Below are 11000 nucleotides of genomic sequence, written 5' to 3'. Positions count from 1 at the left end.
CCGATCTGCCAAGACCAAGCCCAACAAAACGGGAGCAGTGGTGATCCCCAGCGCTAGGCTGAGCCAGAGCGGTTGAGCAGATCGAAAAGAGGCCGAAGCAGCCTTTTGTTCAGGCGGAGATATTGGCTTGGGATCTGTCATGGTCGAGCTTTTGAGCCTGAAGTTCAAGTGCGCTGTTGTTAGGTTAATCTCAAGCGTCAGTGGATTTCCAGCGTAATGTCGATTGTGCTGATCTGCGGCCCTGTGCGCTCCGGCAAAAGCCGGCTGGCAGAGGGTTTGGCTGCCGCTTCAGGCTTGCCGGTTGTCTACCTGGCTACCGGGCCAAAACCCGATCCTGAGACTGACCCAGAGTGGGCAGAGCGCGTTCAACAGCACCGGCAACGACGACCTTCCGGTTGGCAAACTTGGGAAACCGGGAGGGACTTGGGGGCAGAACTGCAAAAGTTGCCCCAGCCCTGTTGTGCGCTGGTGGATTCGCTGGGGGGATGGGTGGCGCAGGGCCTAGACTGTCCCTCTTCAGAATGGGATCCCTTGGTGCAATCCTTCTTGGCAACCTTGCAAAGCCATAGAGGGGAGATCCTCCTGGTGTCTGAAGAAGTGGGCTGGGGGGTGGTGCCCGCTTACCCACTGGGGCGGCGGTTTCGGGATCGGATGGGGGAACTGACCCAAAGGCTGGCTCCCCTGGCCGACCAAGTGTTTTTGGTAACGGCAGGTTTTGCCCTGGATCTCACCCGTCTAGGGATCCCGGTGGCAGGCAAGATGGAACAGAGCTGAGATAAGCTGCATTTGCAAGCCAGATAGCCGTGTCGCTGTGCCGATTACCTTCTACCTTCCCGCCAAGGCCATTCAAACTCTGGATCTCACCCCCGGCCATGAGCTGGTGAAAACCCTGATGGCGGATCCCGTGCGTGCTGCCCAGCAGGTGCAATGCGCCATCGATTGGCCGCGCAGCCCTGAGGATCCGCGGGAGCTGTCCGAGATCCCGGAGGTGCGCCTGTGGTTTATTCGGTGGGATACGGTCTACCCCTGGATGCCCTACTTCCTCAATTGGCGTCAAGGAGAACTGGCCCGTTACGCGGCTATGATGGTGCCCCACCAATTCAACCCTCGGGAGGGCATTGTTTACAACCCAGAAGCGTTGGAGATCTTCGTCTACCAGAAGATCTTTGTGTTGATGCGGTGGTTCAAGCAGCAGAACCTGGGATCCGCCTCTATGCTGCGGGATATGGCTTTGGTGTTTGGCTTCGAGATCCAGCCGGAGTTTCTCGCCCTGTGGGAGGCAGAGCCATGAAGGTGATGGTGGCCGACACCTGGCCAGGGATCCCGGGAGCTACGGCAGTGGCCGACGCTTGGCAGCAGGTGGTTCAACGCCCTTGGGGCCGGCTCAGTGTGGATCCCACCCCTTCGGAAGCTCAGCTCAAGGCTCTCTGGCAACAGATCTCCGAGTGGGCAGGAGAGAGAGATCCCCTACTGGTTTTGCCGGGCAGCGTTGCCGATCCCATAGGGCCAGGCCAAACCTGGGCCGATCTAGCCCATGCGTGGGGGTTGAGCTTGCTGTTGACGTTGCAACGGGAGGCCGCCCTGAGCCAAGGTGCTGCTTTTGCCGCCCTGTTACGCCAAGCCAGGGCCCGTGGTTTGGGATGGGTGCTGGTTGGATCCCTGCCCGAAACTGGGGATCCCCAGGCTTTGGCAGAGCTGGATGCAGCTTTGATCCCACGCCTGGCAGCCCAAGTGGGAATGCCGGTGTTGGGGAGGATGGCTCCTGATGGCCAGATCCTTTGGGATACAGATGCTCTATCGCTCTGCGACGCTGGTAAAACCATTTTCAATCTGGCCGGAGCGGATCCTGCTAGAAGCGGGTCTCAAACTCGATGGAAATGACATTGTTGCCCTCAAAATCGGTACTGGCGCGGGTGAGGGTTTGCTCGTTGAAGCGGTAGCGGGCGCTGTAGCGGGTGGGCTGGAAGGGATCCGTCAAGTTCCGCTGCAGCGAGAGGGAAGTGGCCGGCCCCAGATCTCGGGCCACCTCCAAGGCCAGCCCCACTGAAGAACGGTTGGGAGCGCGGGTATCGATCTGGGGGATGGGGCTGAGGCGAATTTCATCCAGGCCAAGGGTATCCCGCAGAGCTTCCTGCAGCTCGCTGAGCAGGGCCGTTCCCGCCAGCCCGGCCACCCCTGCCTCTGGATTGAGTTGGGCCAAAGCCGTTCCCCCCAACAGGGCGACGATCTCTTCCGGGGAGCGGCTGGGGCTGCTGGAAAGGGACAGAACTCCATTGCGGGGATCCGCCTCGGCAAGTTGGCTGGCCCGCCCGTTGACCGTGGCAAAAATATCGATGCTCTGCTGGGATCCCGGCAGGTTGCGGTTGGTGTCGAAGGGGGAAAGATCTTGGGGGAAGCGGTACACCTCGAAGGCTTGGGTCATCAAGCGCAGGTTTAAGAAGGGATCAAAGGGGTTGTCCAAGTCGAAGGTGGCGGTGTTGGGGCGGGAGCGATCCAAGCGAAAGTTGGCGATGGGCAGGCTGACCCGGCCTCGCTCCAGAGTGATGGTGCCTGCCGGGCGCGGATCTTGGGGGGTGCCGAAAAGGCGCAAGGTGCCGGAAGCATTGAATTCAAACAAGTTAGGCCGCTGCACCCGGATCCGGGATCCCAAGGCCAGCTCCAGCCCATTCAACCGCGGCTGCCAAAAGGGTAGGGCTGTCGCGAACGTCGGCGGTGCAGAGTCCTCAGCCGCCTCTGTTGCGGTGGGTGGCTCAGGGCGAGGGCTTACATCCACAATCCCCTCGGAAACCTCTAAACGACCTTCAATCAACGGTCGCAGGAGCAGCCCCCCCACCACCACTTCTCCTTCCAGGCGGCCCGTGTAGAGATTGGGCAAGTTCAGGCGGATCCCTTGGAGCTGCAGGCTCAGCGGCTGCAGAGCTTCTCCTTCTTGCAAAGCTCCGCGAGAGTTGATGGGCAAAACGCCTCTGGCCACCAGGGATCCCTCCCCCAACTGTCCGCGCAGCTCCTGGACTTGCAGCTGATTGAGGTTAAAGGCGATCTGGCCTGTGAGGTCGGTAATGGGCTCCGGCAGGGCTGCCAGCTTGAGGATCCCGGAGTTGACGCTCAAGTTCCCCTGTAGGCTGGGCTCTCGTAAGGTGCCGCGGATGGTCAGCTCCAGTTGGCTTTGGCCGCCTTCCCAGCGCACTTGGTCGGTGAGGAGATTGATCAAGCGCAGGCCGCCGTTCTCAGCCTGTAAGCTCAGGTCGATCTGATCCTCTTTGGCTTGAACTTCGGCGAAGGGCAAGGTGTAGGGCACCAAGCCGGCAATGCGGATTGGCTCGTCGCCGTTGGCGAGAAGAGTGCTCTTCAAGCGCAGTTGTCCTTGTTGGTAGTCGAATTGTCCCGCCACCTCCCGCAGGGGCACTTGGTTAATCTGGGCGTTGACCACCGTCAGGGATCCGGTGGCACGGGGATCCCGCAGGTTGCCGGCCAGCTCCACATCCAGGTTGAGATCCCCCTGCAGCTCCAGCTCCTCCGGCAAGAAGCGATCCAGCAAAGCCAGAGGAAATCCTTGAATTTGCAGGGATCCCGACTGCTCCTCCAGCCCCAGCCTGCCGGAGAACAGGGCTTGCCGCTCTCCACTGCGCAACAGCAGCGGCTCCAGCACCACTGCTCCCTCCGCACCGCTTGTGGGAACGACAAGGCTGCCGACCGCAGTGAGAGTTTCAATGCCAAACTCCTCGGCTTGCCAATTCCGGCCCTCCAGTTGAAAGCTGACACGGGGCTGGGCAAGGTTGCCGGCAATACTCAAGCTGCCCTGAAACTCCCCTCGCAGACTCGTGGGCGGCGGGAAAGTGCTCCGCACCGCTGACGCGAACAGCGGATCCATGCGGCTGGCCAGAGTCTCCAGGTGGGCGGCCAGGATCTGAGCATAGTACTCTAGCTGCTCCAGGAGAGGATGGTTGGGCAAACCAACCGGATCGGTCTCCAACACCGAGGCAGGGCCCAAGGGGGGCAATTGGAAACCCCGGGTGGTGAGGTCGCGCCACTGCCGCCACTTGAAGGCGGAGATGATATCTTCTAGCCGACCTTGATGGGTGCTGATCTCTAGGTCAATTTGGGGAGCGAGAGCCGCCAAGGTGGGATCCAAACCGGCTTGCAGAAGAGTTGCAGGCAGCTCTAAGGTGCCCCTAGCCGTATAGGTGCTCTCGAACAAATCCAGTTGGGCTTGAGCAATGGTCAGCCGGGGAGAGCCGGAGTCGCCCGCAGTCTGGTAGTCAAAATCCACCGAGAAGCCCTGCACTTTCATCCCTCCCCACTGCAGATCCGCTACCGCAGCCCGTCCTTGGGCAGCACCACTCGCCAGGTCAACTGCCACCTCCCCATCGAGGTTCCCCTGTAGGCTGGCCCACGGCCCGGCAGCTAAGCCCCCCAGCAAAGCCAGCGGCAGCCGATTCACCGTCACCTGGAGCTGTTCCTGCTGTCGTTGACCTACTGCCTCCGCCTCCCCTCGCCGGACTTGAAATTGCAAAGGCTGCAACTGGGGATCCAACTGCAACGCCAGCCTGTCCTGCTGTCCCTGGAGATCCACCTCTACCCCTCGAGCAGACCCCTGGAAGGATCCGGCCAAGTCTTCAAATTCAACTCCTGCTATGCTGAGGCCCTGGAGCCGAGCCTCTCCCTCCACCTCTAGGTTGTCCAGGGATCCCCGAATCTGCCCCGAACCTTGCAGCACCCCCTCCACCAAGGGTGGCAGGCCGGGCACTTCTGCCAAGGAAACCCCATCCACAGCCAAGGCCAAATCCAGGGATCCCACCTGCAGGGTTTGAGGATCCACCGGGATCCGCCCCCGTATGCCGGCCAGCCGAGTTGCGTCGGCCAAGATCTCACCTTCTTGGATCACTAGGCCCGCCCCATCCCAGGCCACCTGGCCCCTTGCCTCTCCCAGAGGCTGCGACAGGATCACCGAGCCCTGCGCCCGCAGCGCCCCCAAAAAGCCCAGCTCCGACACCTCAGCCGTGTTCACCTGCGCCGTGAGGGCTCCTGAGAGGGATCCCGTCCATTGGGGGTTAAAGAAAGCCAGCGGCACATTCTGGGGGCTCACCTGGGCTTGCACTTGCCCTCCTGCCCACCGCCCCGCCACCTGCGCCTGCCCTCCTTCTACAGCCAAGACTGCCTGAGGCACCTCCACCACCCAACCGTCAGCCTCTGGCAAGAGCTGGAGCTGCCCTCTTCCGGCGATCTCTCCCCCTTGGGTTGCCCAGGTGGCCTCTACCTGAGGTTGGGATCCCGTCAGCGCCACCTGCACTTGCGCGGAAACCGGCCCCACCCAAGGAAGAGCGCCCCGGCGCGGCAAGTCTCCCCCGTAGAAAGCCAGCACCTGCTCCGCATCCATCCCCGTCACCTGCAGTTGGAACTGGCCCGCCAAGCCAGCAGCCCATTGCAATTGGCCGGATCCCTGAATGCGACCCCCCGCCGCCCTTAGGTCGATTGCCTCAAAAGTCAAGGTTTGATCCGCAAAGTGGAAGCCAAAGGCATACTCCGACACCGGCAGGCGATCCACCCGCCCCGGCGAAAGCCCCCGCAACTGTCCCCGAATCTGTGGCCGATCCAAGGGGCCGGTGACCGTTACGGATCCCCCCACCACCCCCTCCACCGCCACCGGCAGGCCAGTCACGTCAAACGTCTCTTGGATCTGTTGAAGACTGGCCGGCACCAGTTCCGCCTGCAAACCAAACCCCTGCCCCTGGCTCCAGTCCACAGGGCCTTTCAGCTCTGTGAAGGAAAGCTGACCCAAACGACCGCTGACTCCCTGCAGCTCCAGCCCCTGCAAGGTAAAGCCAACGGAGCCGTTCACCTCTTCAAAGGGATGCGGCAGCATCTCCAGCCCCAGCCGAGCCTGTTGAACCTGGGCCTGCCCCGTCAATGCCAGCGGTTGATCCCGCCGCCAAAGCACTTGCAGAGCCAAGCCAGTTTCCCCCTGCACCTCCGCAAAAGGGGCCGCCGGCACCACACTGGGCAAGAGATCCAAAGGCAGACGAGCCGCAGAAAGCGACACCGAACCGGAAGCCTGGGCGAAATCCGCCACCCCCCTGAGCTGCAGCGGGTATCCCCTCCTCCCCTCCAGGCGCGTCAGCGGTGCAGAGTCCTTAGGGCGCAACCGGGCTGCCGCCTGGAAACTGGCCCGCCCCCCGAAAAGATCCTCCTCTCCTGGCGGGGCATTGTGGGGCAGCCACACCTGCACCTGGGCCTGCAACTGGTCAAACTGCCGCCGCTCCCCCACCAAAGGAATGGCCGTCAGGGATCCCTGGCGCAAGCGAATATTCAGCCCCTGGAAAGGCAGGGATCCCTCCCCTTCCCCTTCCGGCAGTTGAAACTGAACATCCGCCCATCCCCGATCCAGCGTTTCCATCAGCAGCAGTTGTGGCCGATTTAAGGTAACATTGAGCACCCGTTCCCCCGTCCGCAGCCAAGTCCAGAAATCGGGGCTGAGGTCGATGGAGCCGATGGTGGCCAAATGCTCAATGCGGCTTTCTCCCAAACTCACCTGCCAAGGGGACAGAAACCTCACCTCCCCCAACTCCACCCGCCGCCGCGTCGCCTGAGATAGAACATCCTCCACCTGGGGCAGCACCTGAGTTTGAAGATAAGCCGCAGCCCCCCAAGCTGCCCCAAAAGCTGCAGCCGTTAAGCCCAAACCCAGCCCTGCCCCCACCCAAGCCAAAGCGCCGGGGGAAAGGTTGAATTGTCGCTGCTGCATCTCTGGATCTCGGTGATCTTCTCCCAACCGCCCACCCCTTAAAAACCTGTCAGGCTGCCAAAAGCCGTTCGTGCATTGCAGGTCGGCCCTGCCGGCAAAGTTGCCCCCATCCTACCCAAGGACTCCTGGCTTGCCACGAGGGAACAGAAAGAAGAAATCCCTGCTCCCAGGCGTAATTCCCCCAAAGACCCAGCGGAAAAATACCGTCTCGCGAAGAGAACGGGGATGCTAAGCTATCTCCACACCCGAGATTGAACCCACCTTGGGGCCTCTCTCAGGTGTTCCCTTCTGTCGAGATGGTTGAAAGGAGAAGAGCCATTCCGGAACCCCTATCTCTGACGGTCAGCTTGCGCGGCAGCCACGAAGCGCTGGAAAACTGCCAGGTCTTTCACCTGACCGGCCTTCTGGATGCCTTTTCCGAGCCGGTCTTTGTTAAGGTGGTCACCAAGTATTTAGAAGAGGGATCCCCTAACCTGATCTTGGATTTGACAGGGATCGACTTCATCGATAGCTCTGGCGTCGGCGCCCTGGTGCAATTGGCCAAGCTGGTGCAGAGCCGTGCGGGTGTCTTTCAGGTGGTGAGCAATCCCCGCATCACCCAAACGGTGAAGCTGGTGCGCCTGGAGAAGTTCCTGTCTTTGCGCAACTCCTTGCAGGAAGCCTTGGATCGCCTGAAGGAAGGAAGTACGGGCAGTACAGAGACCGCCTGATACACAGTATGGGTCTGGGAACCTTTTGGGGGATCAGTGCTGGAGCAGGGGATCCCGACTGGATAACGGTCAAAGCAGCCCGCATCCTCAGCACGGTCAACTGGGTGGCCTGTCCCCAAAATGCTGCCGGCCAGCCGGGCTTGGCCTACCAAATTGTGCGCCCTTGGCTGCGACCGGAACAAACCCTGCTGCCTCTTCATCTGCCGTTTGTCACCCGGTCGGAAGTCCTGCAAGCTGCCTGGCAAGCGGCTGCCCAGCAACTGGCCCCACTCCTAGAAAGGGGAGAAGATGTTGCCTTTATCTGTGAGGGAGACGTGGGCCTCTACAGCACCTTTGCCTACGTGGCCCAAGCTTTGCGGGAGCGGATCGCCAACTTGCCCATTCAGGCCGTACCGGGCGTGTGCTCTCCCTTAGCTGCCGCTGCTGCCCTGGGATCCCCCTTGGTGCTCGGCTCCGAGAAATTGGCGATTTTACCGGCTCTGTTTGCCCTCTCGGAACTGGAGCAGGCTTGTGCCTGGGCTGAGGTAGTCGTCCTCATGAAAGTGGCCTCTGTCTACCCTCAGGTTTGGCAGTGGCTGGCCGAAAGAGGTTGGCTGCAACAAGCCAGCTTGGTGGTCTGGGCCGGCTGGCCCCAGCAAACCCTCTTCCCCACCCTGGAAGGACTGGCCGACTACCAGCCCCCCTACTTTTCCCTGCTGATCCTGCGTTCTCGGCCCCGAAATCAAGATTCTCTTAACCTGGAAAACGAGCTACAGCTGGAATGAGTTTTCTAGGATAGGGAATGAGTTCCTTCCGGCGATTAAGCCCGAAGCAGGGGTTGGTCGGTATTTTTTTGCGTGTGTTTCCATTGAGCTTAAGTCCCGTACCGAGCCGGCTTGTTTCCCCAAAAAAGCAGGTATCTTGTGCCGGAAAGATGTCAAGGAAACCCAGTCCAGCATCCTTAGGATCCTTGCGTTGACCTACATCAAAAAGAGATGAAAAGACCAAGTTAAAGGAATGATCCGACCTGTTAAGAATAGTTGCCAACCTGGGTTGAGGGATCGGCTATAGGTTAGATTATGAATGTAGTGATTCAGGCGAGGAGGATAATATCTCATCCCCATCTCAAATGCGAGGCACCGCTTCTCGACTGACTCAAATCCAAAATTCTCTCCAAAGTTCTCTGTCGGTCAACGCTCTGATCCAAACTTCCGATCCGTTGCTTCGGCAGATTCTCCTGAGAAGTGGTTGTCTCGCCCAGCAGGGCACCTGGTACCTACGACAGGTTTTCCTCAAAGCAGAAAAGGGGAGTTAGGCAGATAGCAGTTGGGCTTGCTGCACAAGCCACTGGGAAAGTGAGAGAGCGCTCTAGGTGTTCCTCAAATAATCCTCAAATAAAAGTGGTTTTGCCAGATCAACAAGCTCAGCCGGCTATTTTGAGTCTCCATTCATGAGCGAGTCAGGGTGGGAAAATCGGTGATCAGGTTCAGGTGCTCTCAACCTGCAAGCTCTGCGAGTCGGAACCAGCGCTCAGTGGGACAAGGACTGCGGGCTTTAGCAATTCGAGGTTCTCTCAGTTCATAGTTTCACTCTCACTTTCAGGAGGTTGCTATGTTTACCTTTCTCTCAAAGATTGCTAGAGCAGTTGTCCGCATATTCGCTCCTGCCAAGTCCGATCTGGTGGAAGTGGGTTACCAGCCCATCACAGATGATATCTATCGCATCAACGGCTCAGCCTGCCACGTTAGCGATCTGGAGATCTCATCGTAAACCTCAGAGTCGGATTCTGGTGTCGGAGCGGCCACTGGCGCTGGCCTAGAAATTGGAAAGGAAATTGGAAAGAAAAAAGTAGTTGGAGCGGTTGGATCAGCTACAAGTTAAGACAACTGAATAAGTCTTAGTTAAGTCTTGGATGCGGTTAGTCCGCGTCGGCAGGGGTGGTTTTCCTCCCTGTGGCCAAGTTCTACCGGTTCAGTGGTGGCTCCCCGTGGGGGTCACCACTTATTGTTTTGTTGTTTGCAAGTTGTTTGGGAAAATAAGGAGAATGCTTGCGGTTGCCCCGTCTCAACCTGTGTTGCCTTCCCCTGTGGTTTACCCGGCTACACCGGGCGATCTGGATCCCTTGGCCGAAGTTCTGGCGCAGGTTTTTTATCCGCCCTCAGGCCTGCAACGCTGGATCCACCCGATTTGCAAGCTGGGTATTCGCGAAGATTTGCGCCTCAGGCTGGCCACAAGGGATCCCTACTATTGCTGTCTGGCGGCTGCGGTGGGATCCGAAGTGGTGGGCACTGCCGAGATCTCTTTGCGGGTCATCGCCCATGGGAAGTATCCCTACCTTTCCAACTTGGCGGTGCTGCCCGGCTGGCGGCGGCGAGGAATTGCCCGTCTGCTTTTGCTCAGTGCTGAAGAAGTGGTGCAAGGGTGGGGCTACCGCCGTTTGCACCTGCACGTGTTGGAAGACAATCTCCCCGCGCGGCAGCTGTACGCCCAACTGCGCTATACCCCCATCGAACGCACCTCTCAACTCTGGCGATGGTTGGGGATCCCTCCGCAGCTTTTGCTCTGCAAGTGGTTACCTTGAATTGGCAAAGGAATTGGCAAAGCGGCAACATTGAGCTGGCAGAGTGGAGATGCTTCCCACCCCGCTGGCTTGCTTCTGCGCAGTGAGGCGAGTTCCTGGACTCATATAAAGTTATGTAAACTAGAGATGGGTTCTAGAGAGGTCTCGGAGGGGCAGTGAGGGAATTGGGCAGGGTTTTCATGGGATTGGTTGTGGGCCTGCTTGTGGGCTTTGGGATGACTCAGCCTGCCTGGGCCCAGTGGGGAACTACTCCTCTCCCGCCAATAGGTTCTCCGGCACCGGAGTTCGCATTGCCAGATCAAGCCGGGCAAATACGGCGGCTGGCGGATTTTCGGGGGGAGTGGGTGGTGTTGTATTTTTACCCCCGCGACTTCACTTCCGGCTGTACGATTGAGGCCCGCCGCTTTCAGCAAGATTTGCCCAAGTTCCGGGCCATGGGGGCACAGGTTGTGGGCGTGAGCGCTGACTCGGTGGACTCTCACAGGCGCTTTTGCTCGGCAGAGGGGCTACAGTTTCCTTTGCTGTCGGATCCCGATGGCACGGTCAGTCGAGCCTACGGATCCTGGATGGGCGATGTTGCCCTGCGCAATACGTTCTTGATCGACCCGGAGGGGATTTTGCGAGAAATCGACCCAATTGTAAACCCCAGCCGCCACAGCGCTGAGGTTCTGGCCCAGTTGCAGCAGCTTATCAGGAACTAGCCCTCTAGCTTTCCGGGCCAAAAGTCTGCTCGAACTCGTAGAGCAACTCGTCGATCTCCTCCAGCGCTTGGTTGACATCCACGCGCAAGCTGCCCAAGTCTGGCTTTTCCAACAGCTTGGCTACCGCTGGCCGGCGTTCGCGGATTAGCTTGATGCGCTCTTTCAAGGCGGCAATTTCGGCGGCGTCCATAGCTTCAGAGACCTAATTGACTGATACATTCACGCTGAACTCTCCTGAACATGGTTCAGGAAAGAAGCGATCGCATCCTGCCTATCTCTGAGCAGGA

General features: G+C 59.4%; 9 protein-coding genes. 7 read left to right on the top strand and 2 right to left on the bottom strand.

Going from position 1 to position 11000, the window contains the following annotated elements:
- Positions 1-216: 216 nt before the first annotated feature.
- From cobU to NW849_RS12630, 3 genes are read left to right on the top strand one after another with little or no spacing between them, the layout of a single operon-like run.
- The gene (cobU, locus tag NW849_RS12640; protein WP_414358006.1) at positions 217-774 is read left to right on the top strand and encodes a bifunctional adenosylcobinamide kinase/adenosylcobinamide-phosphate guanylyltransferase; all 558 of its coding nucleotides are present in this window, start codon (positions 217-219) and stop codon (positions 772-774) included.
- Between the two features lie 37 nt (positions 775-811).
- On the top strand, positions 812-1291 hold the full coding sequence (locus NW849_RS12635) for a CRR6 family NdhI maturation factor (protein WP_414358003.1): 480 nt from the start codon (positions 812-814) through the stop codon (positions 1289-1291).
- Entirely contained in the window at positions 1288-1881 is a 594-nt protein-coding gene (locus NW849_RS12630; RefSeq protein ID WP_414358000.1) for a hypothetical protein, read from the top strand. Before NW849_RS12635 ends, NW849_RS12630 begins: the two co-directional genes overlap by 4 nt.
- On the opposite strand, the gene NW849_RS12625 is transcribed toward NW849_RS12630, so the two are convergent.
- Complete coding sequence (locus tag NW849_RS12625; RefSeq protein WP_414357997.1) at positions 1850-6742, bottom strand: translocation/assembly module TamB domain-containing protein; 4893 nt, start codon at positions 6740-6742, stop codon at positions 1850-1852. The genes NW849_RS12630 and NW849_RS12625 overlap by 32 nt on opposite strands.
- Before the next feature lie 296 nt (positions 6743-7038).
- Here NW849_RS12625 and NW849_RS12620 point away from each other — a divergent pair, with 296 nt between their 5' ends.
- The 4 genes from NW849_RS12620 to NW849_RS12605 all read left to right on the top strand — a co-directional run bounded on the left by NW849_RS12620 (position 7039) and on the right by NW849_RS12605 (position 10713).
- Entirely contained in the window at positions 7039-7452 is a 414-nt protein-coding gene (locus NW849_RS12620; RefSeq protein ID WP_414357994.1) for an STAS domain-containing protein, read from the top strand.
- A gap of 8 nt (positions 7453-7460) precedes the next feature.
- On the top strand, positions 7461-8216 hold the full coding sequence (locus tag NW849_RS12615; RefSeq protein ID WP_414357992.1) for a precorrin-2 C(20)-methyltransferase: 756 nt from the start codon (positions 7461-7463) through the stop codon (positions 8214-8216).
- 1259 nt (positions 8217-9475) lie between these two features.
- A complete protein-coding gene (locus tag NW849_RS12610) occupies positions 9476-10012 on the top strand; it encodes a GNAT family N-acetyltransferase (RefSeq protein WP_414357989.1) in 537 nt (178 codons plus the stop codon).
- A gap of 179 nt (positions 10013-10191) precedes the next feature.
- On the top strand, positions 10192-10713 hold the full coding sequence (locus tag NW849_RS12605; protein WP_414357987.1) for a peroxiredoxin: 522 nt from the start codon (positions 10192-10194) through the stop codon (positions 10711-10713).
- A 4-nt stretch (positions 10714-10717) separates the two neighbouring features.
- Here the strand turns inward: NW849_RS12605 and NW849_RS12600 are convergent, their stop codons facing one another.
- On the bottom strand, positions 10718-10903 hold the full coding sequence (locus NW849_RS12600) for a hypothetical protein (protein WP_414344512.1): 186 nt from the start codon (positions 10901-10903) through the stop codon (positions 10718-10720).
- Positions 10904-11000: the final 97 nt, after the last annotated feature.

The organism is Synechococcus sp. R55.3 (assembly GCF_047461975.1).
Taxonomy (GTDB): Bacteria; Cyanobacteriota; Cyanobacteriia; order Thermostichales; family Thermostichaceae; genus Thermostichus.
The sequence above is the reverse complement of the archived record's forward strand: the minus strand, read 5'-3'. Positions and strand labels throughout refer to the sequence as shown.